Source organism: Enhygromyxa salina (assembly GCF_000737335.2).
GTDB lineage: Bacteria > Myxococcota_A > Polyangia > Nannocystales > Nannocystaceae > Plesiocystis > Plesiocystis salina_C.
Genome location: NZ_JMCC02000123.1, coordinates 19,517 through 45,173, shown reverse-complemented (window position 1 = coordinate 45,173; position 25,657 = coordinate 19,517). Strand labels below are relative to the sequence as shown.

Genomic DNA, 25,657 nt, shown 5'->3' with positions numbered 1-25,657 from the left:
CTCGAGCGTCATCGACAAGGCCCCAAACGCGTCGGCGAGGCCTCGCGCGCGCGGTCGCGATGGCGCGCCAGTCCAATCCACTGTTCACCGCCCAGCGTCACGGCGTCCGCGATCGCCCGACGCAGAGGCTCGAGCTCGGTCCCCGGCTCCGCGCTGACACCGATCCACTCCGGCCGGCGACGACCGAGCTCTTGCTTGTTCTCGACCCGGATCAAGCTCGCGCCCGCGGCGATGTTCAGGTTGTCGTGGTCGTCCCGCGACAAGCCGACGCTCTGATCCGCGCCCTCGACCCACACGATCACATCCGCGCTGGCGATCTGCTCGCGGCCAAGCTCGACGCCCGCGACCTCGATGTTGTCAGCGCTCTCGCGCAGCCCGGCCGTGTCGACCAGGCACAGCTCCCGCCCTTCGAGGGTCAGCTCGGCCTCCACGTAGTCGCGGGTCGTGCCCGCGGTCGCAGACACCAGCGCGCGACGGCGACCGAGCAGCGCGTTGAACAGCGCGCTCTTGCCAGCGTTGGGTGGCCCCGCGATGACCACCCGGGCCCGCGAGCGGGCCAAGCGACCGCGCTCGAAGCCCGCCAGCCAGCCCTCGACCGCCTCGCCCAAGCTCGCCGCCGTCGCTGCGAACCGAGCCTCATCGCGCGCGTCCACGTCTTCTGGAAAGTCGAGGTTGGCCTCGATCTCCACGCGCAGCAGCTCGACTTTTTGGCGGACCGCCTCGACCTCGCGCCCGAGCTCGCCGGCGACCAACCGGCGGGCCTGATCCAGCGCGGCCTGGGTCTGCGCACCGATCAGCGCCGCGATGCCCTCGGCCTGATCCAAGCTCAGCCGCCGGTTGCCAAACGCTCGACGCGTGAAGTCCCCGGCCTGAGCTGCGACCGCGCCCGCTTCGAGCACCGCCTCGAGGATCTGCCCGACGTTGCGGGCCCCGGCGTGCACGTGGAGCTCGACCACGTCTTCGCCCGTGAACGAGCGTGGCCCAGGCATCACCCCGACCAAGGCTCGCTCTCCTCCCACCACCAACCGACGCACCGCCAACACCCGCGGCGCCGGCAGCTCTCCCATGATCAACGCCTTGGCAATCGAGAGCGCCTCCGACCCACTCACGCGAATGATCGCCACGCCTCCGTCGGGCGACCCCGTCGCGACCCCGGCGATCGTGTGGTGCTCAGGCACCGACCCTCCTGCCGATGTACTCGACCTCCGCTCGCGCGGTGTCGGACGCAAGCGACCCACACGATCGTCGCCGCTCGACCCTCGCGCGCCGTAACTCTCGCTCGGCCGTCGAGCGCCGTCGCTCTCGCTCGGCCCTCACCGACCATCGCCCTCGCTCAACCCAAGCGTCCGCCCAAACGTCGAGCCCCGTTTGGGGGCCACTCACACCCTCGCGCACAATTGGCCCAAGCGCGGTCACCAACGCCTGTGGGGGCCAAACTAGTCCCGAAAGACAACGACGTGCCGCCGTCGTCCTTCGCCCTCGGACTCGGTCCGCAACCCGTTGAGCTCGCTCATCGCCATGTGCACGACGCGGCGCTCCATCGCGCTCATTGGCTCGAAGTGGTACGGCCGCCCGCTGTCGATCACCTTCTTTGCGACCCCTTGAGCGAGGTCCCGCAACGCCTTCTCACGCCGGTTGCGGTAGCCGCCAACATCCAAGGTGATGCGCATGCGCCCAAGTCCCTCGGCCTGCAAGATCCGCAAGGTCAGGTACTGGAGCGCGTCGAGGGTGGCGCCATGTCGACCGATCAACAGGCCGCCCTCTTCTTCGCTGGTGTTGAGGTCGCAGTGCAGGCCGTCGTCTTCAACGTCGATGTCGACCTCGACTTCGACGCCGAGCAGACCGAGCACTGTCTCGAGGAAGGAGCGAACGACCGGCACCGCCTCGGTGATGCGTTGCTCGAGGTCGGCTTCCTTGCGGCTGTTGGCTTCTTCGGACACGTCAGGGCTCCCTGGGGGTGGGCAACTCTAGTGCGTGACGGCGCCCGATGGAAGGGGTGTTCTTACTTGGACTTGGGCTTGGACTTGCCCTTGCCCGTGCCACCCGCGGTGACGACCTCGGCGGCTGCGCCGGGCTCGTCACCCTTCATTCGCAGCTGCACGAAGCTCTGGATCAGCGACAACACGATGTTGGCGAAGATGTAGATGCCCAAGCCCGAGGGCAGGAACAGCATCATCACCACGAAGATGCCCGGCATCATCCACTGCATCATCTTGGCCTGCTGGGCGTCGCCAGCGGTCGGGTTGATGCGGGTCTGGATGAACATCAGGCCGCCCATGGCGATCGGCAGGATGTAGAAGGGATCCGGCTGGGTCAGATCCGGGAGCCACAAGAAGGTCTCGTGGTAGAGGTCGACGACCGCGCCAAGCATCGCGTAGAGCGCGATCCAAACCGGGAACTGCAGGACCATGGGCATGCAGCCGGCGAGCGGGTTGATGCCGGTCCGCTGAAACAGGGCCTGCATCTCTTGCTGCTGCTTGACCTTGTCGTCGCCGTACTTCTCCCGGACCTTCTCCATCTCGGGCTGCAGCTCCTTCATCTTGCGCATGGAGGAGTACTGCTTGATCGTCAGCGGCAGCAGCGTGAGCTTGATGACGACCGTGAGCATGATGATCGCCACGCCCCACACGCCGGTCAGCGAGTAGAACCAGCGAAGCAGCGACAGCATCATCGTGCCCAAGAACTTCGACAGGCCGCCAAACCAGCCCCAGTCGATCGCCTCGGTCAGATCCGCCGACTCGGGCAGCGCAGACAGGCTCTCGCTGACCGGGAAGTCCTTCAGCATCGAGTCGACCTTGGCGCCGACGTAGAGGCCGAATTCGTAGCGCTTTTGCTCACCCGGACCGAGCGTGATCTCGCTGCCGATCCCGGTGTTGATCATCGCCTCGCCAGCGTCGTCGCTGCTGACCACGCAGCCCGCGAGCTGCTCGGTGGGGACCAGCGCCTGCACGAAGTACTTGCTGTCGAGCGCCCACCAGTCGAGCTTGCCGGTGACGGTCTCGTTCTCGTCCTCGACGTCGTCGAAGTCGAAATCCTTTAGAGGGCCGTTGCGGATGTTGCAGCCGCCGCCGTCTTCCTCGGGTGTCCGACACAGGGCGCGGTGGATGTCGTAGCGGCTCTGCGAGGCCGACATGCCCATCCGGGTCTTCAGCTCGATCTTGTGGATCTGCTGGCCCGCGCCATGGTTCTTGACCGCGACCTCATAGCGAGCTTCATAGCCATCGAGCAGCGTCAGGGACTCGACGACCTCGATGTCGCCCTGCCGGCGCGTGAGCTCGACGCTGCGATCACCGGTGACCCGCAGCTGGCCCGGGATCCGCGACCACTTGAAGTCGGTCTGTGCGGCGACGAACCCGAACTCGAGGGTTCGCGCGCCGGCCAGCAGCAAGAAGTCGATCCCGCGGTCTTCGGCGGCGTCGTGAAATTGATCGGCGAGCGGCTCGACCGCGGTGATCAACCCGCCGGGCTGGTTGTCGACGGTGATCGCCAGCAGGTCGTTGGCGAGACGATGCTCGACCCGCTCGACCACGGGCGCGGCCGGCCCGGGTGGCTCGGTCGCCGGATCTGCGGGGTCGGCCTCGCTGGGCTCGATCTTCTCGATCGAGTCCTTGGGATCCTTGGCCTTCGTTGGATCTTTGCTCGCGTCGTCGCCCGCGGCGTCGAGCTCCGCTTGGGCGTCGAGCTCGGCCTGGGTCGGCTGGGGCGGTGGAAACAGGTAGCTGTAGCCGACGAGGATCAGGACCGAAATGACGACGGCCAGCGCGACCCGATGCTGCATCTTGAGCTCTTGCAAGACGTATCCCTTCTAGCTGGCCTTGGCCGGACTGGGCGCCTCGGACAAGGCGGAGCTGCCGCCGTCCGTACTGCTGCGTGGCGCTGATCGTGGCAAAGGCGGCGGATCATAGCCGCCAGGATGCCAAGGATGACAACGCGACAGCCTGCGTAGCGTGAGCCAACTGCCACGGATGAGCCCGTGATCACGCAGGCACGCGCATCCGTAGTGTGAGCAGCTGGGGCTGAAGCGACAGCTGGGCCCGAGCATCGGTGACAGCGTGACTTGATAGATGCGAACCAGCCCGATCGCCAGCAAGCTCGGCGCGCGGCTGATCCCCCGCCAGACGGACCAGAGCATGCTCGTGGGCGGCTGGTTCATGGGATCGTCATCGCTTGCGCGCGCCAGGCTGCGGGCTGACCAGATCGCCGCGTCGAACCAGCGCCTCGAAGTCGTCGAGCACTTGCGCGAAGGTAGCGCCAGCCGCCTGCTGCTTGGCCACCCACACGATGTCCAGACCTGCAGGCAGCCGCGAGCGATGCTGGCGAAACACCTCGCGGACCAACCGCTTGATGCGGTTGCGGACCACGGCGTTCCCAACCTTGCGCGTCACCGTGATGCCCAAACGAGTTGGCTGCGGTTCGGGTGGCGAAGCGGCATCGACCGGACCCTGGGGGGCCGCTGTTAAACGCGGCATCACGAACACCAAGAAGTGGCGAACGTGATGTTTGCGTCCACGACGTTGAACCCGCAGGAACTCGCGCCGCTGCTTGATCCGCAGTCGCGCGGGAAAACCAAGCGGGCGCACGAGATCCTTTGCGCGAGCTCGGGTTCAGGAGCGATGCCCCCGGAACAGAGCTCGCAGCGCGGCTCACTTGCCGCCGGTTTTGGTGCCGAGGCGCTTGCGGCCCCGACGACGACGACCCGCGATGATCTTGCGGCCGTTGCGGGTGGCCATGCGGGCTCGGAAGCCGTGGGTGCGGGCCCGGCTGAGGTTGTGGGGCTGGTAAGTTCGCTTCGTCATGTCGGCACGGGACCTGGCTTCGACCCAAAAACAAGGTGACTGGAGTCGTTTGGACCAGTCCTGGGGGCGAAGGGGCCGGATCGATAGCAGCGAGCATTGACACTGTCAAACTGGTGTCAGCAAGAGCGAGGCTGTCATCAACTCGGGCGAGACTTCTGTCAGCGCGGTGTTGGGCTGAGACAGATCGCGTGCCAAAAAATTGAGGCGGATGGCCACTCGAGTGATCCAAAGATCATGGATCGTCTCCAAGCACGCGAGCGGGCGGGTCTAGGGGTCGCGCGCTGGATCCAGGCGATCAGGTGGGGCCCGCAAGTCGGCTTGTCATGCGAGTTTGCGGCATCGAGGCGGCGCAAACTCGCTGCTCTTGCGGGCGGGTCTACGCGAGGACTCGCGCGGTCTCGATTTCCCGAATAATTTCAACGACATCAAATTTGGAGGCCAGGTGTCAAGACGGACACAGCGCAGAACACGCGCGATTCTCGTTGGGCTCCAGACCAAAAATCTCTTTGAAATTCAGTGATTTACGATCATTTGGCGGGTCACCGCTTGCCCTGTCCTGGGACGGGTGAGTACAAACCCAGCCTCGCGGCGCCGGCCGCCCCCCGCTTGCCAAAAATGGGGGTGCGAAAAGCGCCGACATTGACACAGCGACCTCGCGCCAACGCGAGCGAAGCACCTCGACTCTGGAAATCCACAATTTCCACGCAGTTGTGGACGGGGCTCTTCAGCCTCAAAAATTGCTCAATGATTTCACGGAGTTCCAGGTTATCCACAGGCTGCTGAGTAGCTGTGGACAGGAGGATCATGGCGGATATTTGGAGCGAAGCACTGCACGGGCTCGAACCCCGACTCGACCGGCAGACCTTCGACATGTGGTTACGACCGATCCGCCTCGCGAGCGTGGACGGTGACCTACTCCAGCTTCGCGCACCCAACCGCTTCCTCAAGGAGTGGTTTGAGACCCACTACCTCGACCTCGCGCTCGACGAGCTCGAGTCGCGTCATGAGCGCAAGTTCAAGGTTGCGATCGAGGTTGTCGAGGAGGCGCCGCCCGAGCCGACCGAGCTGAGCCGGCCCCACCTCGAGATCGTCGTGGATCATCCCGCGACCCGCCCGACCACACATCAGGTCCAACAGCCGGCCGGTCCGCCGCGAGGGCTGCACCCGCGCTACCGCTTCGACTCCTTCATCAAAGGTGGCTGCAACGAGCTCGCCGCGTCCGCAGCGATGGCCGCCGCCGACGAGCCTGGCACCCGGTTCAATCCGCTGTTCATTTATGGCGGCGTTGGGCTCGGCAAGACCCACCTGCTGCACGGGGTTGGCTACGAGCTGTATCGCAAGGATCCCAACTTGCGGATCGTCTACCTGAGCGCCGAGCAGTTCATGAACGAGTTCGTGACCGCGGTGCGCAACAACGAGTTTGACCAGTTCCGCGCCCGCTACCGCCGCGACTGTGACTGCTTGTTGATCGACGACATCCAGTTCATCGCCGGCCGGGATCGCACGATGGACGAGTTCTTCCACGTCTTCAACGCGCTCTACGAAGCCGGCAAGCAGATCGTCGTCACCGCGGATCGCGTGCCCGCCGACATGGCTGGCATGGAAGAGCGCCTGACCTCGCGGCTCAACTGGGGCCTCGTCGCCGACGTCCAACCCCCCGATCTCGAGACCCGCATCGCGATCATCCAGACCAAGGCCGCCCGCGACGACCTCGAGCTCTCGCCTCAAGTCGCGCTGAGCATCGCCGAGCTGGTCCGCTCCAACGTCCGCGAGCTCGAGGGCGCGCTGCTGCGTGTCACCGCGTTCGCCCAGCTCCGCGGCGTCGAGATCGACGCCGAATTCGTCCGCTCCGTGCTCGGCAAGACCGCCACCGACAAGCCCCCGATCACGATCGAAGCGATCCAGAAGGCCGTCGCCGCCTACTTCTCGGTCAAGATCAGCGAGCTCAAGGGCAAGCGCCGTCACCGAGGGATCTCGCGCCCCCGGATGATCGCCATGTACCTGTGCCGGCAGCTGACCGGCTCGAGCTTTCCAGAGATCGGGATGCGCTTTGGTGGAAAGGATCACTCGACGGTGATCAACGCCTGCAAGCGGATCGAGGCGCTCGCCCAAGCCGACGAAGACCTCCACGCGGCCGTCGAGTCTCTGCGCGGACAGCTGGCGCCTCGAGACTGACCGACAGCGGGGCGTCGACCCATGCGCTCGCATGGCGGGCGCGGCGTCCGGCATACTGCGAGCGCCGACCGACAACGGCAGGAGCGGTCCCAGATGCGCCTGGCGTCGTGAACTCGAGCTGATTGGCGCTCTAGAGCGAGGATCTTGGGGTACAACAGCCCGTACGCCCTCCCATGCAAGATCCCTCTCGTTCGGATCCGAACGCGCCGCCGCGGATCCCCGACGCGCGCCGGCAGCGGATCACGCTGATCCAGACCCGCCGCGTGCCCAACCCGATCCGGCTGGCGCGCTACCACCGGGCGCCCGAGATCGGGCCGACCGTGCTGTTCTTCTCGGGGGGGTCCGCGCTGCGCAAGACCAGTCGGGTGCTGACCGAGTACACGCACAACTCGGTCCATTTGATCACGCCCTTCGACTCGGGCGGAAGCTCGGCCAAGCTGCGCGACGCGTTTCCGATGATCTCGGTCGGGGATCTGCGCAATCGGCTGATGGCGCTGGCAGACACGCGGCTGCTCGGGCACCCGGAGGTCTACCGGCTGTTCAACACGCGGCTGGCCAAGCGCGGTGAGCAGGCGCTGCTGCGCGAGCGCCTCGATGCGATGGTCGGCGGCACGGATCCGCTCGTCGCCGGCGTACCGATGCCGCTGCGCAAGTTGATCCGCAATCACCTCGGGTACTTCCGCGAGCACATGCCGGCCAGCTTTGACCTGCATGGGGCCTCGATCGGCAACTTGATCCTCGCGGGGGGCTACCTCAACAACCGCAGCGACATCGACGCGGTGATCTTCTTGTTCTCGAAGCTGGTCGCGGTCCGCGGGATCGTGCGGCCCGTCGTCGACAGCAACCTGCACCTGTGCGCGCAGCTCGAAGACGGCACGCTGGTGGTGGGGCAGCACGAGATCACCAGCCGTCAGTCCCCGCTGTCGGCCCCGATCCGCGCGCTGCGGTTGACCGAGGCGATCGGGTTGGACGCCCCGGTGCCCGAAGCCGACGCCCAGATCGATGATCGGACCGTGCAGCTGATCGACGAGGCCGAGCTGATCTGCTTCCCGATCGGCAGCTTCTGGACCTCCGTGATGGCCTGCCTGCTGCCGCGAGGGGTCGGCGCTGCTGTCGCCCGCGCGGGGTGCCCGAAGGTCTACGTGCCCAACTGCGGCGAAGACCCCGAAGAGCGCGGCCTCCCCCCCCACGATCAAGTTCGCGTGCTGCTCGAGCAGCTGCGCCGCGACGCGGGTGAGGACACGCCGACCGAGCTGCTTTTGCACTTCGTGCTCGTCGACAGCGAGCGGGGCGAGTACGTGGGCGGGCTCGACATCGACGCGATCGAGGCCCACGGGGTGGAGGTGATCGACACGCCGCTGATCAGCGACGAGACCGCGCCGCTGCTCGAGCCCCGCAGCCTCGTCGAGCTGCTGCTCTCGCTGGTCTGAAGCTACGAGCCGAGCGCGACCCAAGCTGGCGCTGAACCGCGCGCAGCTCGGCCGCGCTGGCGTCTCACGTGTCGCGGCGCGCTCGGGGTAAAACAACGCTGTCATGGTCGATCCGTCATCTGCAGCGGCTCGCGACCCCCGGGTGTTGCTCGAGGCTCGCGGCTTGGACATCGATCGGCCGGATGGGGCGCCGCTGCTGCGCAACGTCGAGCTCGAGCTGCGCGAGGGCGAGATCGTCGCGCTGCTCGGCGGCAGCGGGGCCGGCAAGTCGACGCTGGTCAGCGCGCTGCACGATCGCGCGGCCCTCGACGCCGCCGGGTTCTCGGTCCGGGCCCAGCTGCTCGAGCGTCACGCCGGGGTCGGCATCGTGCCGCAGCGGGGCGCCCTGTTCGATCATCTGGACGTCGCCGGCAACTTGGCGCTGGCGATGCGCAACGCCGACCCCCCGCGCGAGATCACGGCGGGGGCCCTGCAGGACTCGCTGGCGAGCGTGGATCTGCCCAAAGACTGGGCCGGCGGTGAAGCGCGCGAGGTCGGGCGGCTGTCGGGCGGCGAGGCCCAGCGGCTCGCGGTCGCGCGCACGCTCGCGGGTGGGCGGCGGATCTTGTTCCTGGACGAGCCCTCGGTTGGCCTGGATCCGCTGCGCGTCGAGATGCTCGCGGATCTACTGCGCGCGGAGATCCTCGAGCGCAAGGCGGCCGCGCTGGTGATCACCCACGAGCTCGAGTTCGCGGCTGGGTTCGCGGATCGGTTTTGGTTCATGGATCGCGTCGAGCAGCGGATCGTCGAGCTCGATCCGCTGGCCGAGGTCGCGTTCGGCGAGCGCCCCAGCGCGCGCAAGCAGCTGAGCGAGGCCAAGCGGCCGCGGGCGCTGCGTCGGCAGGTGGCCGCGGGGATCGGGGATCAGATGATCGCCCGGCTCGCCGAGGATCAGGATCCGCAGGGATCCCTCGCCCCGCGCGGCGTGTTGGCGCGGCTGGCTGCGCGCGCGGGTGGGGCGGCCAAGCGCGTCGGCGCGACCGCGTTCGGCGGGCTCGAGATCGGCCCGCGCGTGGCCGCCAACGCTGTGCGGGCGCTGCTGCGGCCGCGCGACTTCATCGAGGTGATGATCCCGGTGCTCAAGCAAGCGCTGTGGCGGCCGGCGGCGTTCTTCTCGATCGTCTCGCTGCTGATCGGCTTCACGCTGCTGTACATCCTGCACCGCTCGATCGGCGGGGGTGAGCTGCCGATCCGGCCCGAGCGGGTGTTCTCGCTGATCGGCTCGATGCACGTGATCGCCCTCGCGCCGCCGCTTTCGGGGATCTTGTTCGCCGCGACCTCGGCCAACGCCGTGGTCGCCTGGCTCGGGGGCATGTCGCTGACTCGCCAGACCACCGCGCTGGAGGCCTTGGGGATCAGCAAGGCCCGGTACCTGTGGGTGCCCGCGTGGCTGGGGCTGGCGGGCTCGTACCTGGTCATGGCCGCGCTGTTCACCCTGGGCATGGTGGTTGGGGGCGTGATGTACCTCGAGCTGCGGGTGCCCGAGCTGGATGGGGGCTGGACCTTCGCGTGGGAGCTGCTGACCGCAGACATCGTGGATCCGCCGCCCGAGCGCGCGGTGTTTCGCCTGCGCGCGCTGGGGCTGTGTTGCGTGTACGCGCTGGGGATCGCCGGCGACGCGATCGCAAAGGGCTCGCTCGAGAAGCGCTCGGCCGAAGACGTGACCGTGGCGATGGTTCGCAGCGTGATGGTTGCGACGCTGTGGATCGTGGCGCTGGAGCTTGGCTCGCTGGTGTTGATCTACGCGGGCGATTGAGTGGATGTGACGGCGCAAAGCGGCTCACCATCGCTATCCCCGCTCCGTACAAAACGATCCGTTCTGATCTGGCGGCTCGGCTACACTCGAATCATGACTCGCACCGCGGTGGTCTCGGTCTTGCTGCTCGCGTCTGTGGCCTGCGATGGACGCAGCAGCCCCGCGGCGCCCGGAGACGCGAACGCTGCGAGCGAGCCTGGGGCGACCGCCGCGGACCCGCCAACCCAAACGATCTGCGAGCATGCCCGCGACCGGGTCGTCGAGTTGACCGAGATCGACGGCCAGTTGGCGGAGCAAGACGCGCCCGCGGACCAGCGGGCGACGGCGCGCGAGCGTGGCGAGGCGCTCACGCAGAGCGTTCGCCAAGCGTTCGTCAGCGTATGTCTCTCGCTAGATAGCGAGGATCTGCGGTGTATGGCCAAGATTGACCACTACGCCGACGCAGCCCTGGCCGCGAAGCGCGGCGACCATGACTGCGGGGTGACGGCTGCCGGGGGCTGCGAGCAATGGAGCGCGGCTGCCCATGAGGCCGAGGCGAGCTTCGGGGGGTGTCACGAGGTCGTCGAAGAGGTCGTCGGCAGGGCGATGGCCCTCACCCGACCCAAGCCAAAAAATTGGCAAGTCGTCGGCACCATGGTTCGCAACAACGAAGTTCGCGACGAGGACGAGCGCTCTGTGGGCACCTTCGAGGCCGGGGACGAAGGTGGCAAGGCCGATGTCCGCTTGGGCGCGGCGACGGTCGACGGCCCCCTCGACCACGACTTCGTCCGTCGCATCGTTCGCGCCCACGCTGGGGAGCTGAGTGCCTGCTACAGCGCCGGCCTGAGCAAGAACCCGGCGCTGGCCGGCGCGGTCACCATCGAGTTCACGATCAACGCCGAAGGTCGAGTGTCCACGAGCGCGCCCGTCGACCCGGACACCTTCGGCGATCCCGGAGTCCCGAATTGCATGGCCAAGGCCATGAAGAAGTGGCGGTTCCCCGAGCCCTTGGGCGGGGGCGAGGTCCGGGTGAGCTTCCCCTTCACGCTCGAGTAGTTTGAGGACGGCGCGACAGCCAGGCGACCAGCTCGAGGTGGGCGGTGTGCGGGAGCGTGTCGTAGCCGCGCAGCGCGATCAGCTGGTAGTCGGGGCGGAGGCGGTCGAGATCCGCGGCCAAGGTCTGCGGGCTGCAGCTCATCAGATGCACGCGGGGCGCAGCGAGCTCGCGCAAGGCCGCACACACGGACTCGCCAAGCCCAGCGCGAGGGGGATTGGCGACGATCAGCGCGGGCGTGGGGCTCGCGGCGTCGAGCCACGCACGCGCGAAGTCCTCGACGGTCTGGGGCTCGATGCCCAAGCGCGCGGCGGACTCGGGGTACGACTCGCAGGGGATCACTCGCTCGAAGCGCTCTCGCAGCAAGCGAGTGGTCACGCCTGCGCCAGCGTAGAGATCGAACGCCAGCTCGCCGGGCGGCATGGGTTGGCCGTCAGGCAGCGCGACGAGATCGCGGTAGGCGAGCGCGGCGACCTCTGGGTTGGGCTGCAAGAACCCGAGCGGCCCGAGCTCGAGACCTGCGTCGAGATCCAGCTGCGCGAGCCCGGCGATCACCTGCGGGGCGCCGCCGCGGATCGCGTTGCCCGAGCTCGACTGCACACTCCAGGCAATCCCATCGGCGATCCCGAGCTCGTGCAGGCGCGGCCCGAGCTCGCGCGCGGCCCGACTGGGCTCGGCCCCGCAGATCAGCGTGAGCAGCAGCTGGGCGCCGTTGGTCTTGGCCCACACGTAGCGCAGATCCCCGCCCGCTTCGCGCCACGGCTCGATCCCAAGCTCGTTGGCCTGCAGCTCGAGCGCGTCGAACCCGTCGCGGATCCGGGGATGATCGACCAAGCAACCGCGCATGTCGGCGATGTGATCCCCGCGACGCTTGCCGGCCGCGCGGCTGCCCAGCCGCAGCCGGCCCGGCTCGCCTCCGACGACGCGCTTGCTCGACCAGCGATAGTCGAACTCGGCGCCGCCGATGATCCCGCCAGAACCCTCGAGCTCGAGCCCGTACTCGCGCAGGATCCACGCCCGCTTGGCCTCGCGCTGCGCGTCGAGGTTCAGGCCCATCAACGGGCAGCCGCCGCAGCTCGGCTTGGGTCGGCGATCCCCCGGGGCGCGCTGGTGCTGCTCGTGGCGGGAACACGGCGGCTCGCGCCGGCTCGGGCTCGCGCGCAGGAGCTCGTTCACGCGGCCGTGCGCGCGCGGGGCATGACGGGCGAGCGCTTCGATGCGGACGCTCGCCCGCTCGCCGGGGAACAAGCCGGGGACCAGCAGCGCCCGCTCGTCAGCGCCCGCCTCGAGCTTCGCCAGGCCCTGGCCGCGATCGTCGATCCCGATCGCGTCGACCTCGAGCAGCTCACCAACTTTTGGAATTCCGTTCATGTTCATCGTCACAGGGTCACCACAAATCCGAGCTGGGCGAGGACCTCGAAGTAGCGCGGGAAGGTCTTGTCGACGCAGCGTGGGTCGTGGATCTGAACCTCGCCGACCATGGCGAACGCCATCGCCATGCGGTGATCCAAGTAGGTGTCAATCGCGACCCCGCGTCGCGGCCCGTTGGCCGGCGGCTCGATGTCCAAGCCATCTTCGTGCTCGACAACCTCGGCGCCAAGCTTGCGCAGCTCGGTCGCGCCCGCGGCCAGGCGATCGCTCTCGTGGTGACGCAGCACCTCGACGCCGCGGATCCGCGTGGGCCCGCTGGCGAACAGCGCGAGCACGGCGGCGGTCAACGTCATGTCGGGCATGTCGGTGAGATCCAGCTCCTGCCCGCGCAGGGCCGCGCCGCCGCGGACCGTGGTTGAATCGGGGGCCTGCTCGACGTTCGCGCCAAACCGCTCGAGCACCCGACAAAACGCGGCGTCACCTTGCAAGCTGGCGCTGCCGAGCTCGGGGATCGTGACCTCGCCGCCCCAGATCAACGGCAGCGTGAGCAGGTAGCTGGCCGCCGACGCGTCGGGCTCGACCACGTAGCGCGGGCAGGCTTGCAGCGCGCGCGGCTCGACCACCAGCGCCGCGCCGTCCTCGGACCAGCCGGCGCTGCCGCCAAACGACTCGATCACCGCGAGCGTCATGTCGACGTAGGGCCGGGCCGGGGTGCCCTCGCGCAGCTCGATCCGCACGGGACCCAGCGCGCTGCAGCCGGCGATCAACAGGGCTGACACGAACTGCGAGGAGGCGGGTCGCTCGAGGACGATCCGCCCGCCGCTGAGCCCACGACCGCCCAGCACCCGCAGCGGCAGCGCGCCCGGGGTCCCACGCCACTCGAAGCGCGCGCCAAGCTCGGTCAGCGCGGCCAGCAAGGCGTTCATCGGCCGCTCGCGCATCCGCGGGCTGCCGTCAACGATCACCGCGTCCCAGCCGGGCTCGCGCGCACCAGCCAGCGTCGCGGTCAAGAAGCGCGCGACCGTGCCGGCCGTGCCAACGTCCAAGCTTGGCTCGCCCGTCGCCGCGCCCACCCGCGGATCCCCGCCAAGCTCGAGGCCGTCGGCGATCTCCAACCCGGTGCGCCGCACCGTGATGCCCAGGCGATCCAAGCAGGCGAGCATCAACACGGTGTCGTCGGCGTCGAGGCAACCCTCGATCCGCGTGGTCCCGCGCGCGATCGCGGCGAGCAGCAGCGCGCGATTGCTGAGGCTCTTTGAACCCGGCGGTCGCAGGGTCGCTCGGATCGGTCCGGGCGGTCGGCCTACCGTGATCATGTCGCTCACGCGCGCAGGATACTCGGCTTGCGGTGAGCCCAAAGCCCCAGCGGCCCCTCAGCCCGGCTTGGTCAGCAGCAGGCGAGCTGGCACCGGCCACTGACCAAGCTCCTCGAGGGTCATCTCGTCGATCGCAGCCTTGAGAAACGCTCGGAGCTGGTCCTCGTCGAGCCCAAACATGCGGCGTTCATCGCGGGTTGCCTGGGTGCGGGCAGCGGCGGCCTTGGGCTTGGTCGGCGGCCTGAAAAGTTTGGCGATCGGCAAACCGTGCTCACTCGCCCACGCTCGAAGTTCAGCGGACACAGCTCGACGCAAGTACTCGAACCAGGCGCGCCGGAGCCCGAGCGCTTGCAGCTCCCCGAGCAGCTGCCGATAAGGACTGTGCTCGGAACGCCAGGTGCTGGCGACGGCCAGCAGCGCGGCGCGTGTCGGATCCTCGTTGTCCTCGGCAAACGATTGCAGCAGCTTTACCTGTCGCGTGCGATCAAAGCGAGGCATCTCGACATAGCGCTCCGGCTCGTCCGCGACGCCGTCTGGGTCTGTCTCGACGTGACAGTCCGACAAATCGACCCAGCCACGATGAGACACGTCGATGTCCACACACGCGTTCCAGATCGTGTGTACGATCTCGTGATCCTCGACAGGCATGCTCGCTGGTTGTGTGAGGCCACCGAACACAAACCATCGATCCTCTGACTTGGGACCGAAGCGGACCACGCCGATATCTGTGGCCGCGGTGAGCAGCTCGGTGAAGCTCGCGTATCCGTAGCTCTCGACGGTAAAGCCGGGCAGTTTGCGGCGAACCTGGAGGCCGAGCTCCGCGAGGTGGACCTCCGGCTTCCCCAACTCATCTGCGAGCGAGCGCAGTGCAGCATCGAAGTCGGAGAGTGATCCCATGAGGCCGAGAATGGAGACGAAAATAAAGGCAGAGGACGAAACCTCTGCCTTTGAATGACCAGCTGTCGCTGTCTGACATCCTACGAGTAAAACTCGCCGATGCCTCCGCTGAAGGGTGCTCCGCGGTCTCTGGCAGTCTGTCCCATGCTAAATAGCGTGTCAAACATGGCGTCAATCACGATCAGGCGTGCCGTGCGCATTGCGGAGACCCTCGCGGGTCCTCCAGAAGGGTGGCATCTAGAGCAGCGAGAGCCGAGCACCAGCGCAATCGTCGTTCGCTGCGCGGAGCCCCCCGTAGTCTTCGCCGAGCCGATCGCCGTTGCCATGCTCGGCGCATGGGCCACCTACCAGCGCACGCTTGGTCGAGAGATCATCATCGACCCCACCTTGCAAAGCCCGAGCGCGTTCCGGTCGGGCCTGCTCTCCGCCCTCGCGGGCCGAACCACGGGTGGAGCCGCAAACAGTCGATTCTTCCGCTTGGTGACTGAGCAGGAGGCGCAAGACAAGCTGCCCGATTATGTCGAGGCCATGTTGAAGAGCGCGCCCGAGGCCGAACAAATCGCTCTGTACTGTCTCTCAGACCTGATCCAAAACGTGTTCGATCATGCCCGCACCAATGGTGCGGGTGCGTTCTGTGCCATCGCCTTCGACAAGCGCACCAGTCGGGTTCGCCTCGCGGTGGCCGACTGCGGTCAGGGCATCCCGGCAACGATCAAGCCCCACTACGAGGGTGACCTCGACAACCAAAATTCGCTGCTCCTCGCTTTGGAACCCGAGCTCTCTGGCAACTCCGCCCGAGACGGGGTCAATCGCGGCGTCGGACTGTACTTCGTGCGACGACTCGCCCTCGCCGCCAGTGGTGGCTTCTGTGCAGTCACAGAGGAGCTGTCGGCGCGCGCGTCTGCTCACAGCCCGTCCGACTTCGTTCCCAGGATCGTCGCCCTGCCGCACAGGTGGCAGGGCACTGCGGTCGCAGTCACGTTCAAAGCGATCGGCGCCGAGTATTCGGGCCCCATGCAAGCCATCAAGGACGAGATCGAGGGACGCGGGCCTCGATATGCCGACATCCGGTTCTTCAAGAAATCAGCAAACGCTCCCGACTGGCAGCGCGTGAAGATCGACAGCGACAACGGCAAGTTTGCGATGGATCGCGGTCGGGCCACTGCGCTCGCCCAAGACCAAATTCTTCCGCTGCTTCGCCTGGGCGCCAAGGTCGAACTCGACTTCACGGGTGTCGCCAAAGCGACCCAAGCGTTTTGCCATGCGCTCATCGTTCCACTGCTCCGCAGTGGCGGTGCCAACGTGCTCGGGCGCCTCCAGTTTGTGGGGTGCTCTCCCCGCACGCGATCACCGATCTGCTTTGCGGTGAACTACGCGAGCACGACAGACGACGCCTGAAACCAGTGTCTGCGGTAGCGTCCGGGGCCCGGGCGGGCAGGCAACGCGAACTGAGCAAGACCCTCGGGCTCGCGGCGCCCACGCTGTGCACAAACTCCTGGTCCCCCCGGCGCGATCCGCCGAGAATCCCAGTATGCGTCGCCCTTTGTTTGGTCTCACCGCCCTGCTTGGCCTGCACTCGCTCGTCGCGTGCACCCCCGACGCCCCCGGCGACGAGGGCTTCACGTTCACGACCACCGCCACCAACAACCCCGGCGACGGCGACGGTGACACCCAAGAGACCGGGACCTCGAGCGGCGACGGCGACGGCGATCCCGGCGACGGCGACGGCGACTCCAGCTGTGGCGACGGCGTCGTGCAGGCCGGTGAAGAGTGCGACCTGGGCCCGCAAAATTCCGAGTCCGGTCAGTGCACGCCCAACTGCTTCATCGCCGCGTGCGGGGACGGCTTCGTGTACGAGGGCTTCGAGGAGTGCGACGACGGCAACGGCGTCAACACCGACGCGTGCGTGGCCGGCTGCAAGCTGGCCAGCTGCGGCGACGGCTTCGTGCACGAGGGCGTCGAGATGTGCGACGACGCCAACGACGACGACGCCGACGGCTGCAACAGCATGTGCCTGCCAGGCTCGTGCGGCGATGGGATCATCCAGGACGGTGAGCAGTGCGACGACGGTAACGCGGACATCACCGACGACTGCCCCGCGTGCGCGCTCGCGTTTTGTGGCGACGGCTTCACGCAGGCCGGGGTCGAGGCCTGCGACGACGGCAACATGGACAGCAACGACGCCTGCACCCACCCGCTCTGCGAGGAGAACGTGTGCGGCGATGGGATCCTCTACGAGGGCGTGGAAGCCTGCGACGACGGCAACGACGTCAACGGTGACGCGTGCACGCTCGAGTGCGCGACCGCGGTGTGCGGCGACGGCATCAAGTACGTCGGGGTGGAAGACTGCGACGACGGCAACGACGTCGACGACGACACCTGCACCAACGCGTGCGAGTTCGGGGTCCTGGCGTGCATGGGCGGCTCCGTCCAGATGTCGATCAGCCCCAACAACGACATGATCGTCTGCGACGATCCCAACAACCAAACTTGCGAACAAGACATGGAGACCCTGTGCCCGCCCGGGTGGGGTCTGTGTTCGTACCAGCAGTTCGTCGCGCGCAACGACGGCTGGAACTACGCCGTCAATAACCAGACGATCGTCGTCGCCGAGATCTACTGCCGCGGTGGCAGCGGCGCCGGTCACTTCACGATTGGCCCCTACGGCAACCCGGGCACCCTCTCGACCGACATCCCGCTCAACTGCGGCTACGGAAGCTCGCGCGACGCGTGTCCTTCCAACTTCGGCTGCAACGAGCAGCAGGTCCAGGCGCTGTGCTGCGCGCCAACCAACTCGTGCGGCAACGGGGTCGTCGACGACGACGAAGAGCAGTGCGACGACGGCAACCAAAACGAGGGCGACGCTTGCCTCAACAGCTGCACCAACCGCTCGCCGGGGTGCTGACCGGCCGCCGAATTATCGCCTGCAGCTGGCGTCGGCGTGAAGGTCAGAACCGGCCGGCGACGCCAAACCCGTAGGTCTGCGCTCCGAACACGGGCACCGGCACCAGCTGCGCGGTCGCGGCTTGCTTGCGTCGGTGCTGGTGGACGCGTGGACTGCCGAACCCCACCAACATCGCACCGGTGACCGTCGCCGCCGCGCCCACGAACATCCCAACCCCGACCGAGGCTGGGGGCCGATCCTGGCGGACGTAGATCACGGTGGTGCCGGCCAGCAGACCCAGCCCGCCAACACCCACCAGCGAGCCCGCGACGACCATCCCGAGCCCGGGCGGCGGGCGTTCGGCGGGGTGCATCGCTCGCCACCCGTCGAGGTCCATGCCCGACGCCTGCTCCCACTGTCGGTGCGCGGCGCGACGTCGCTTGGCGTAGTGAATCCCCACCGCGCCCGCGGCTACGAACGCAGCCCCGATCGTGAGCGGTGCGACCCCGAACACACCGACACCGTCCGGGTCGCTGACCAAGAAGGTTGTGCCAAACGCCACGTTGCCTGCGCCAACGATGACACCGACGACACCCAGCGCGAGCAACCCGTGACCCCGCGGCGGTGGACGACTCGGGGTTGGCGTTAGCGTTGGCGTTGGCGTTGGGCCGGCGACGGGTGGCGCCGAGTCGAGGGCGGTCGGCCGCTCCGACTCGCTCGTTGGTTGATCGCTCGCGGTCACCGGCGACTCAGCCAGCGCTCTTCCGGGAGCCAACACGCACAGCGACATCGTGAGCACGAACAGTGAACGGGCGCGAACCATCCCGATCAGTCTACAGCCGCAGCAGGCGCTGCTCGGGCCAACCACCCACCGAAGAGCGCGGTTTTCGGTGTGGTCTCGCACGGGTTGTGAGCGAGGGACCGTGCGCTTTCGCGATCGGCGATCGAACACGCCCGCGAGCCGTTCGCGTCGCGCGGCAGCCAACAGCACAGACCCGCACCAAGCCCGCGTGACCGCGAACGTAGGGCTTGGCGCGGATCGCTAAACAGGCAAATACCCGTGTGTACTCGCACGAATTCAGCGTTCTATCGTGCGACGCCGCACGCGGGCGTCCAACCCAGAGTCGCCGGGTGGCTGCTATTTTCCCTCCACATGGGTGACGGTGCAGCGCAGACCATACAGGTCGAGTTCGAGAAGGACCCCTCCTCCTACAAGCACTGGAGGGTCGAGTACGACGGCGGGATCGCCAAGGTCATCATGGACGTGGACCCCGATGGCGGTCTGGTCCCCGGCTACGAGCTCAAGCTCAACAGCTATGACCTCGGGGTCGACATCGAGCTCGCGGACATCGTGAGGCGCATGCGCTTCGAACACCCCGAGGTCCGCACGGTGCTGCTGTCCTCGGGCAATGATCGGGCGTTTTGTGCCGGGGCCAACATCACGATGCTCGGCCAGAGCTCGCACGCGTGGAAGGTGAACTTTTGCAAGTTCACGAACGAGACCCGCTGCGAGCTCGAGGACGCGACCAACAACAGCGCGCAGACCTATATCGCGGCGTGCAACGGCACCACCGCGGGCGGCGGCTACGAGCTGGCCCTGGCCTGCAAAGAGATCTACCTGCAAGACGACGGCAACTCGGCGGTCAGCCTGCCCGAGGTCCCGCTGCTCGGCGTGCTGCCCGGCACCGGCGGCCTCACCCGCCTGGTCGACAAGCGCAAGATCCGGCGCGACCTCGCCGACGTATTCTCGACCACCGCCGAGGGTGTGCGCGGCAACAAGGCCGTCAAGTGGAACCTCGTCGATGGGGTCTACCCGCGCTCGAAGTTCGACGCCAAGGTTCAGGCCCGGGCCGCGCAGCTGAGCGCCGAAGCCAGCGCGCAGATCCAAGCCCAAGACGGCGCCGGGGCCCGCGAGGGCGTGAAGCTTGGCCGCCTGCAGGTCGAGCTTGGCGGCGACGCGACCACGACCACTCGCCAGTACACCTGCGTGAAGCTCGAGTGCGACGCCACCACCCGGATCGCAACCTTGAAGGTGCGCGGCCCGAGCGAGGCCGACCTCGCCCTGGTCCGCGAGGGCCCGGCGGCGATCCACAAAGCCGGCGACGCCGTGTGGGCGCTGCGTGCCTACCGTGAGCTCGACGACGCGCTCTTGCAGCTGCGCGTCAACCACATCGGGATCGGCCTGGTCTTGGTCGAGGTCGAGTCCGACGTCGCGCGCACGATCGCCTACGACCAAGCCCTGCTGGAGGCGGGTGACCCGGCCAAGCACCCGAGCTCGCAAGCGTGGTTCACCCGCGAGATCGTGTTCTTCATGGCCCGCACCCTGCGGCGCATGGATCTGACCAGCCGCTCGTTCTTTGCGATCGGATCAGCGGGAACCGGCTGGGGCGGCAACCTGCTCGAGCTCGCGCTCGCCAGCGATCGCTTCTACCTGCTCGATGATCCCGACAGCCCGGTCGAGGTCGGCGCCAGCGAGATCAACTGGGGCCCGCTGGCCATGAGCCACGGCCACCACCGCCTCGCGGTCCGCTTCATCGGTGAGCCGGATCAGCTCGAGGCCTTGCGCGGCAAGAACGGCGAGGTCCTCGCCCCCGAGCAGGCCGACGAAGCTGGGCTCGTGACCATGCTGCTCGACGACATCGACTGGGACGACGACACCCGCGTGGCGATCGAAGAGCGCGTGAGCCTGTCACCCGACGCGCTGACCGGGATGGAGGCCAACCTCCGGTTCCCCGGCCCAGAGAACTGCGACTCCAAGATCTTCGCCCGGCTCACGGCCTGGCAAAACTGGATTTTCATTCGGCCCAACGCGACCGGGCCCGAGGGCGCGCTGACGCTCTACGGTCGCCCGGAGCGCCCGCGCTTCGACTGGGAACGAGTCTGAACCCTCGCGACGAGAAGGACACCAACTGATGACGGCAAGCACCTCGGTCGACCTCAACAGCAAGATCCCCAACAACGTCGGCCTCGCCGACGACACCAAGCTCCGCCGTGCGCTCGAGCGGTGGCTGCCCAACTACCTCGAGTGGTGGAACGACATGGGCCCCTCGGACTTCGCCGACAAGCCGGTCTACCTGCGCACGGCGGTCAGCGTCGACACCGACGGCTGGGCCCACTACGACCACGTCCGCATGCCCGACTACCGCTGGGGCATCTTCTTGAACCCGCGCGAGGCCAGCACCTCGCAGATCCGCTGTGGTGACGACGCCGGCAAGCCAGCCTGGCACGAGGTCCCCGGTGAGTTCCGCAACTCCTTGCGGCGGATCATCGTGACCCAGGCCGACACCGAGCCGGCCTCGGTCGAGCAGCAGCGCTTGCTCGGCCACATGGCGCCCAGCCTCTACGACATGCGCAACCTGTTTCAGGTCAACGTCGAAGAGGGCCGGCACCTGTGGGCGATGGTCTACCTGCTCCACAAGCACTTCGGCCGCGACGGCCGCGACGAGGCCGACGAGCTGCTCAACCGGCGCTCGGGCGACGTCGACAAGCCGCGGATCCTGGGCGCGTTCAACCAGCCTTGCGATCACTGGCTGAGCTTCTTCGCGTTTGCGATGTTCACGGACCGCGACGGCAAGTTCCAGCTCGCCGCGCTGGCCGAGTCGGGCTTCGACCCGCTCGCGCGCACGACCGAGTTCATGCTGACCGAGGAGGCCCACCACCTGTTCGTCGGCCAGACCGGCATGCAGCGGATCATCCAGCGCAGCGCGCAGCTGCAGAAGCTCGATCCCAACGGCGACATCCGGGCCCAGGGCGGGATCGACTTCGACCTGATCCAGCGGACGATCAACTACTGGTTCACCTACAGCCTCGACCTGTTTGGCGGCGAGGTGTCCAACAACGCCGCTGATTTCTTCGGCTCGGGGCTCAAGGGCCGCTACCGCGAGATGAAGAAGTACGACGACCACAAGGCGATCGGCGGCACCTATCGGCTGCCCCACGTCGAGGCCGGCGTGCTGGTCGACAAGGACATCCCGCTGCGCAACGCCCTCAACGCGCTGCTGCGCGACGAGTACGTGGCCGACTGCGAGAAGGCGCTGCGCAAGTGGAACAAGGCGCTCGAGGCCGAGGGCAGCAGCGTCCGGCTCACGCTCCCGAGCACCCGCTTTCACCGGCACCAGGGCATCTACGCCGGGCACCTGTTCAACCCGGCGGGCGAGCTGATCAGCGAGCAGGAGTTCGAGGCCAACAAGCACCGGTGGCTGTTGGTGCCGGAGGACAACGACTACCTGATCTCGATCATGAAGCCGGTCTACGAGCCCGGGAAGTTCGCCAACTGGATCGCTCCGCCGTCGCGTGGGATCGAGGGCCAGCCGGCCGAATTCGAATACGTTCGGCTGTAGTTTAGCCCCCCACAGACACCAACCACTTCGCTCGCTCGCTTCGCTCGCTCTTCTGAGGCTAGCTGTTCGCCCTGGCATGTGTGGCCCCCACCGGGGGCTCTTCCTCTTGCCCCCGAGCGATTATGGGGGGTGGGCGGCGAGCGAGTTCTCGCTGGCGGGCATGTGTGGCCCCCACCGGGGGCTCTTCCTCTTGTCCCCGAACGGTGGGGGGTAGGCGGCGAGCGAGTTCTCGGTGGGCGGGCAACCGGGGCGATTGTGGGGGTGATGAGTGGGCGGTTCGCGGCGGGCTGGCGTGTGTGGCCTGTTGTCGGGGTTGGGGTGGAGGCGTACGGTCACTGCATGAGCCGCAGTGCCCGCATGATCCGCGCGACGCTGATACTTTGTCCGGTGCTGCTGGCGGCATGCGCGACGCCGCCGGTTGTCAGCGAGACGCCGCTGCCGCCGCCGCCCGTTACGGATACGAGCGACCCCAAGCCGGAGCTGAGCGTCGACGCGCAATTTTTCGAGACCGCCAGCCAGCTGCTCGATGACTACTTCGACGCGTACCCGCTGCGCGCGGTCACGCTTGGGCTGCACAAGTATGACGGCCGGATCCGTGACGCCTCAGCGGACGGCCTGGCGGCCGAGATCAGCCGGCTGAAGATCGGGCTGGAGCTGCTACGCAGCTTTGAGCCGGCAACGCTGAGCGCGCGCGCGCAGGTCGAGCAGGCGGCGTTGATCTCGACCTTCGACGGGGAGCTGTTCGAGCTCGAGGTCCGTCGCTCGCCGTGGCGCAACCCGATGTTCTACATGGCGGATGTCGAGCTCACGCCCTACATCAGCCGCAACTACGCGCCCTTGGCCGAGCGGGCCGCAGCGCTGGGCGAGGCGGCCCAAGCTGGCGTCACCCATCTCGAGCAGGCCCAGCGCAACCTCGAGGACTACCTGCCGCGGCCCTTCGTCGAGACCACGCTCTTGCAAGTCCGCGGCACGATCAGCTTCGTCGAGGTCGACGTCCCGCTCGCGCTGCGCGGGCTGACCCGCGACGACCAAGCCAAGCTCGACGAGGCCCTGGCCGCGCTGGCGACCGCGCTGCGCGGCTACGAGGCGTTCCTGATCGAGCGTCAGGCCAGCGCCACCGACGAGTTCGCGCTTGGGGCGGATCAGCTGCTCGAGATGCTCGCGCGCTCCCAGGGTATCGAGCTCGATCTCCCAACCCTCACGCGCATGGCAACGGCCGACCTCGAGCGCAACCTCGCGCTGGTCGAGGCGGCGGCCAAGCAGATCAATCCGCGCAAGTCGGTCGCCCAAGTCATGGCCTCGGTGACCGCGGACAAGCCCGCGCCCGACCAGGTCCTGGCCGAGGCCACGCAGCAGGCCAACACGGCCCGGCAGTTCCTGATCGACCATGACCTGGTCACGATCCCGGGCTCCAACGCGGACCCAGACACCGACCTCGACACCGTGACCCAAGCGATCGTCGAGGTCGTCGAGACGCCCCCCTTCATGCGCTGGAACAGCGCGTTCTTGGACGCGGCCGGGCCCTTCGAGCAGACCCCACTGCCCAGCTTCTACTACATCTCACCGCCGGATCCGGCCTGGCCCGCGGACCAGCAGCGCGCCTACATCCCTGGGCGCACCGACCTGCTGTTCATCACCGTCCACGAGGTCTGGCCTGGCCACTTCCTGCACAGCCTCCACGTCGCCCACAACGACTCGCACATCCTCCAGTCGCTGTGGAACTTCACGACCGGCGAGGGCTGGGCCCACTATTGCGAACAGATGATGTGGGAGCAGGGCCTGTCCGACGACCCGCGGGTCCAGCTGGGCCAGCTTCAAAACGCGCTGCTTCGTGACGTCCGCTTCGTCGCGGCGCTGGGGCTGCACACCAAGACCATGAGCGTCGACGAGGCCACCGAGCTGTTCGTGACCAAGGCGTTTCAAGATCCGGTCAACGCTCGGCAGCAGGCCGTGCGTGGGACCTTCGATCCCATGTACCTCGGCTACACGCTGGGCAAGCTGATGATCCTCGACCTGCGCGAGGCGTGGCTCGCCAAGCAGCGCGCCGCCGGGGCCGACGACTCGCTCCGGCGCTTCCATGACGAGCTGCTGAGCCACGCCGCCGCCCCGCTCCCGGCGATCCGCAACTCGATGCTGGGCGAGTGAGTAGGACCCCGACCGCCGAAGTGAGCCAGCGCGCAGCGCCAGGTGCTCTCCACAGGCCGGGGATAATTGTCCGGGGACGGCGGACCGCGCCGATCAGCAGGGGAAAACAGACCGTTTCGTCCACTGTGATCCCCGGGAGATATCCAGAGAATTCGCAAGTAAAATCAAACAGTTGAGTCAGTTGCCCCCAAATCCACAGGACAGATCGAGATCGAGAGTTCTTTTTAAAATTTAAGTACCTGATCACCTTACCCCGCGCGAACAAATGGAGCCGCGCAAACGCTCTCCCAACCGACCCGACGGACTGGTACAACCCTGCGAGCAAGGACCCCGATGGAGTTTGAGATCGACCAAGCCCGCTTCTTGTCGGCGCTCACCCTGGCACAGACTGTCGCTGATCGGCGCAGCACGATGCCGGTGTTGGCCAACGTGCTGCTGCGCGCGACCACCAACGACGAGCTGGTGTGCTGCTCGACCGACATGATGATCGCGCTGACCGAGACGGTGGCGTGCAAAGTCAGCGACCCGGGCAGCCTCACCCTCGGGGTTCGCCACTTGCACAACGTCGTGCGCACGCTCCCGTCGGGGGCCGTCAAGGTCAAGAGCCTCGACAACTCGTGGGCGCAGCTGCTCGCCAGCCGCTCGGAGTTCAAGCTCATGGGCATGCCCGAGGGCGACTTCCCGGAGCTGCCCGATCCGGCCGGCGTCTCGTTCACGCAGATCCCCAGCCACAAGTTCGTCGACCTGATCGACAAGACCCTGTTCTCGGTCTCAACCGACGAAGCCCGGGTCAACCTCAACGGCGCGCTGTTCGAGTCCGACGGCGCCCAGGCAACGATGGTCTCGACCGACGGCCACCGCCTGACCAAGTACAGCATCGCGCTGGAAGGGCCGGCGCTCGCCAAGTCGATCATCATCCCGCGCAAGGGCATGGACGAGATCCGCAAGGTCCTCAACCGCGTCGAGGGTGACTGCAAGATCGGCGTCTCGGACCAGTACCTGTTCGTCCAGGCCGAGGCGCTCACGCTCTCGGTCAAGCTCAACAACGTCACGTTCCCGCCGTGGCAGCAGGTCGTCCCCAAGGACTTCCAGCGTCGCGCTGGGATCGGCCGCGAGGAGCTCATGGGCGCGCTGCGACAGGCCGCCGTCATCGCTCCAGAGAAGACCGCCACGGTCAAGCTGCAGCTCGACAAGGGCAACCTCGAGCTCCACGCCGACAACCCCGAGCTCGGGGCGATCAACCTGGATCTGCCGGTTGACTATGAGGGCAGCTCGCTGACCGCCGGGTTCAACGCGAACTACCTGATCGACGCGCTTGGGGCCGTCCACACCGAGCGCATCTACCTGGACTTTCAGGGCGAGCTGGATCCGTGCGTGCTGCGTCCCGCCGCCGACGACGGTGAAGAGGCCGCCCAGGCCGACTTCCTCGCGGTCGTCATGCCGATGCGGATTTGAGCCGCCGGGGGTCGTCGTGA

Annotated in this window: 21 protein-coding genes; 10 read left to right on the top strand and 11 right to left on the bottom strand. The window is 67.3% G+C overall.

Annotated features, from left to right (window positions below; genetic code table 11):
* Positions 1-8: 8 nt before the first annotated feature.
* The 7 genes from DB30_RS34975 to DB30_RS41915 all read right to left on the bottom strand — a co-directional run bounded on the left by DB30_RS34975 (position 9) and on the right by DB30_RS41915 (position 5,602).
* Complete coding sequence (locus DB30_RS34975) at positions 9-1,178, bottom strand: tRNA modification GTPase (RefSeq protein ID WP_052557390.1); 1,170 nt, start codon at positions 1,176-1,178, stop codon at positions 9-11.
* A 258-nt stretch (positions 1,179-1,436) separates the two neighbouring features.
* Positions 1,437-1,940 (bottom strand): Jag family protein, encoded by a 504-nt coding sequence (locus tag DB30_RS34970; protein WP_052557388.1) that lies wholly within the window; start codon positions 1,938-1,940, stop codon positions 1,437-1,439.
* Between the two features lie 62 nt (positions 1,941-2,002).
* Positions 2,003-3,793 (bottom strand): membrane protein insertase YidC, encoded by a 1,791-nt coding sequence (gene yidC, locus DB30_RS34965; RefSeq protein WP_052557385.1) that lies wholly within the window; start codon positions 3,791-3,793, stop codon positions 2,003-2,005.
* 12 nt (positions 3,794-3,805) lie between these two features.
* Positions 3,806-4,132, bottom strand: a complete 327-nt coding sequence (yidD, locus tag DB30_RS34960) for a membrane protein insertion efficiency factor YidD (protein ID WP_146662006.1) — start codon at positions 4,130-4,132, stop codon at positions 3,806-3,808.
* A gap of 28 nt (positions 4,133-4,160) precedes the next feature.
* Positions 4,161-4,580 carry a ribonuclease P protein component gene (gene rnpA, locus DB30_RS34955; protein ID WP_146661998.1) on the bottom strand — a complete coding sequence of 140 codons (420 nt, stop codon included), beginning with the start codon at positions 4,578-4,580 and terminating at the stop codon, positions 4,161-4,163.
* Between the two features lie 63 nt (positions 4,581-4,643).
* On the bottom strand, positions 4,644-4,796 hold the full coding sequence (rpmH, locus tag DB30_RS34950; RefSeq protein WP_052557381.1) for a 50S ribosomal protein L34: 153 nt from the start codon (positions 4,794-4,796) through the stop codon (positions 4,644-4,646).
* 539 nt (positions 4,797-5,335) lie between these two features.
* A complete protein-coding gene (locus DB30_RS41915) occupies positions 5,336-5,602 on the bottom strand; it encodes a hypothetical protein (protein ID WP_052557380.1) in 267 nt (88 codons plus the stop codon).
* On the opposite strand from DB30_RS41915, the gene dnaA reads away from it, so the two are divergent.
* The 4 genes from dnaA (at position 5,601) to DB30_RS34930 (ending at position 11,231) form a co-directional block, all read left to right on the top strand.
* The gene (dnaA, locus tag DB30_RS34945; protein WP_146661996.1) at positions 5,601-6,971 is read left to right on the top strand and encodes a chromosomal replication initiator protein DnaA; all 1,371 of its coding nucleotides are present in this window, start codon (positions 5,601-5,603) and stop codon (positions 6,969-6,971) included. The two genes, DB30_RS41915 and dnaA, sit on opposite strands and share 2 nt — an antisense overlap.
* A 173-nt stretch (positions 6,972-7,144) precedes the next feature.
* Complete coding sequence (locus DB30_RS34940; protein WP_146661994.1) at positions 7,145-8,401, top strand: GAK system CofD-like protein; 1,257 nt, start codon at positions 7,145-7,147, stop codon at positions 8,399-8,401.
* Between the two features lie 103 nt (positions 8,402-8,504).
* Positions 8,505-10,196 (top strand): ATP-binding cassette domain-containing protein, encoded by a 1,692-nt coding sequence (locus DB30_RS34935; RefSeq protein ID WP_146661992.1) that lies wholly within the window; start codon positions 8,505-8,507, stop codon positions 10,194-10,196.
* A gap of 93 nt (positions 10,197-10,289) precedes the next feature.
* Positions 10,290-11,231 carry an AgmX/PglI C-terminal domain-containing protein gene (locus tag DB30_RS34930; RefSeq protein ID WP_052557374.1) on the top strand — a complete coding sequence of 314 codons (942 nt, stop codon included), beginning with the start codon at positions 10,290-10,292 and terminating at the stop codon, positions 11,229-11,231.
* On the opposite strand, the gene DB30_RS34925 is transcribed toward DB30_RS34930, so the two are convergent.
* The 3 genes from DB30_RS34925 to DB30_RS34915 are packed head-to-tail and all read right to left on the bottom strand — an operon-like array spanning position 11,218 to position 14,813.
* Entirely contained in the window at positions 11,218-12,600 is a 1,383-nt protein-coding gene (locus tag DB30_RS34925; RefSeq protein WP_146661990.1) for a class I SAM-dependent RNA methyltransferase, read from the bottom strand. The two genes, DB30_RS34930 and DB30_RS34925, sit on opposite strands and share 14 nt — an antisense overlap.
* Positions 12,601-12,608: 8 nt before the next feature.
* The gene (gene aroA, locus DB30_RS34920; protein ID WP_240480401.1) at positions 12,609-13,916 is read right to left on the bottom strand and encodes a 3-phosphoshikimate 1-carboxyvinyltransferase; all 1,308 of its coding nucleotides are present in this window, start codon (positions 13,914-13,916) and stop codon (positions 12,609-12,611) included.
* Between the two features lie 57 nt (positions 13,917-13,973).
* On the bottom strand, positions 13,974-14,813 hold the full coding sequence (locus DB30_RS34915) for an OST-HTH/LOTUS domain-containing protein (RefSeq protein WP_146661988.1): 840 nt from the start codon (positions 14,811-14,813) through the stop codon (positions 13,974-13,976).
* A gap of 165 nt (positions 14,814-14,978) precedes the next feature.
* Between DB30_RS34915 and DB30_RS34910 the strand changes: the two genes are divergently transcribed.
* Together DB30_RS34910 and DB30_RS34905 are read left to right on the top strand one after the other, a co-directional pair.
* The gene (locus DB30_RS34910; protein ID WP_146661986.1) at positions 14,979-16,211 is read left to right on the top strand and encodes an STAS-like domain-containing protein; all 1,233 of its coding nucleotides are present in this window, start codon (positions 14,979-14,981) and stop codon (positions 16,209-16,211) included.
* Positions 16,212-16,344: 133 nt separating this feature from the next.
* Positions 16,345-17,718, top strand: a complete 1,374-nt coding sequence (locus DB30_RS34905; RefSeq protein ID WP_146662004.1) for a DUF4215 domain-containing protein — start codon at positions 16,345-16,347, stop codon at positions 17,716-17,718.
* A gap of 43 nt (positions 17,719-17,761) precedes the next feature.
* On the opposite strand, the gene DB30_RS34900 is transcribed toward DB30_RS34905, so the two are convergent.
* The gene (locus DB30_RS34900; protein ID WP_146661984.1) at positions 17,762-18,520 is read right to left on the bottom strand and encodes a hypothetical protein; all 759 of its coding nucleotides are present in this window, start codon (positions 18,518-18,520) and stop codon (positions 17,762-17,764) included.
* A 330-nt stretch (positions 18,521-18,850) separates the two neighbouring features.
* Here DB30_RS34900 and boxC point away from each other — a divergent pair, with 330 nt between their 5' ends.
* From boxC to dnaN, 4 genes are all read left to right on the top strand, one after another.
* A complete protein-coding gene (boxC, locus tag DB30_RS34895; RefSeq protein WP_052557358.1) occupies positions 18,851-20,581 on the top strand; it encodes a 2,3-epoxybenzoyl-CoA dihydrolase in 1,731 nt (576 codons plus the stop codon).
* A gap of 28 nt (positions 20,582-20,609) precedes the next feature.
* Positions 20,610-22,037, top strand: a complete 1,428-nt coding sequence (gene boxB / locus DB30_RS34890) for a benzoyl-CoA 2,3-epoxidase subunit BoxB (protein WP_052557356.1) — start codon at positions 20,610-20,612, stop codon at positions 22,035-22,037.
* A gap of 339 nt (positions 22,038-22,376) precedes the next feature.
* Positions 22,377-24,182 carry a DUF885 domain-containing protein gene (locus DB30_RS34885; RefSeq protein ID WP_165704086.1) on the top strand — a complete coding sequence of 602 codons (1,806 nt, stop codon included), beginning with the start codon at positions 22,377-22,379 and terminating at the stop codon, positions 24,180-24,182.
* Between the two features lie 333 nt (positions 24,183-24,515).
* On the top strand, positions 24,516-25,637 hold the full coding sequence (gene dnaN, locus DB30_RS34880; protein WP_052557352.1) for a DNA polymerase III subunit beta: 1,122 nt from the start codon (positions 24,516-24,518) through the stop codon (positions 25,635-25,637).
* The last annotated feature ends 20 nt before the right edge of the window (positions 25,638-25,657 follow it).

Bases quoted from the DNA above. Each gene is read 5' to 3' on its own strand.
- DB30_RS41915 (WP_052557380.1), bottom strand. From the start codon at position 5,602: ATGATCCTCCTGTCCACAGCTACTCAGCAGCCTGTGGATAACCTGGAA.
- aroA (WP_240480401.1), bottom strand. From the start codon at position 13,916: ATGATCACGGTAGGCCGACCGCCCGGACCGATCCGAGCGACCCTGCGA.
- DB30_RS34900 (WP_146661984.1), bottom strand. From the start codon at position 18,520: ATGGTTCGCGCCCGTTCACTGTTCGTGCTCACGATGTCGCTGTGCGTG.
- rpmH (WP_052557381.1), bottom strand. From the start codon at position 4,796: ATGACGAAGCGAACTTACCAGCCCCACAACCTCAGCCGGGCCCGCACC.
- DB30_RS34930 (WP_052557374.1), top strand. From the start codon at position 10,290: ATGACTCGCACCGCGGTGGTCTCGGTCTTGCTGCTCGCGTCTGTGGCC.
- DB30_RS34910 (WP_146661986.1), top strand. From the start codon at position 14,979: ATGGCGTCAATCACGATCAGGCGTGCCGTGCGCATTGCGGAGACCCTC.
- dnaN (WP_052557352.1), top strand. From the start codon at position 24,516: ATGGAGTTTGAGATCGACCAAGCCCGCTTCTTGTCGGCGCTCACCCTG.
- DB30_RS34905 (WP_146662004.1), top strand. From the start codon at position 16,345: ATGCGTCGCCCTTTGTTTGGTCTCACCGCCCTGCTTGGCCTGCACTCG.
- DB30_RS34935 (WP_146661992.1), top strand. From the start codon at position 8,505: ATGGTCGATCCGTCATCTGCAGCGGCTCGCGACCCCCGGGTGTTGCTC.
- dnaA (WP_146661996.1), top strand. From the start codon at position 5,601: ATGGCGGATATTTGGAGCGAAGCACTGCACGGGCTCGAACCCCGACTC.
- boxC (WP_052557358.1), top strand. From the start codon at position 18,851: ATGGGTGACGGTGCAGCGCAGACCATACAGGTCGAGTTCGAGAAGGAC.
- yidD (WP_146662006.1), bottom strand. From the start codon at position 4,132: ATGCTCTGGTCCGTCTGGCGGGGGATCAGCCGCGCGCCGAGCTTGCTG.
- boxB (WP_052557356.1), top strand. From the start codon at position 20,610: ATGACGGCAAGCACCTCGGTCGACCTCAACAGCAAGATCCCCAACAAC.
- DB30_RS34940 (WP_146661994.1), top strand. From the start codon at position 7,145: ATGCAAGATCCCTCTCGTTCGGATCCGAACGCGCCGCCGCGGATCCCC.
- DB30_RS34915 (WP_146661988.1), bottom strand. From the start codon at position 14,813: ATGGGATCACTCTCCGACTTCGATGCTGCACTGCGCTCGCTCGCAGAT.
- DB30_RS34885 (WP_165704086.1), top strand. From the start codon at position 22,377: ATGAGCCGCAGTGCCCGCATGATCCGCGCGACGCTGATACTTTGTCCG.
- DB30_RS34925 (WP_146661990.1), bottom strand. From the start codon at position 12,600: ATGAACGGAATTCCAAAAGTTGGTGAGCTGCTCGAGGTCGACGCGATC.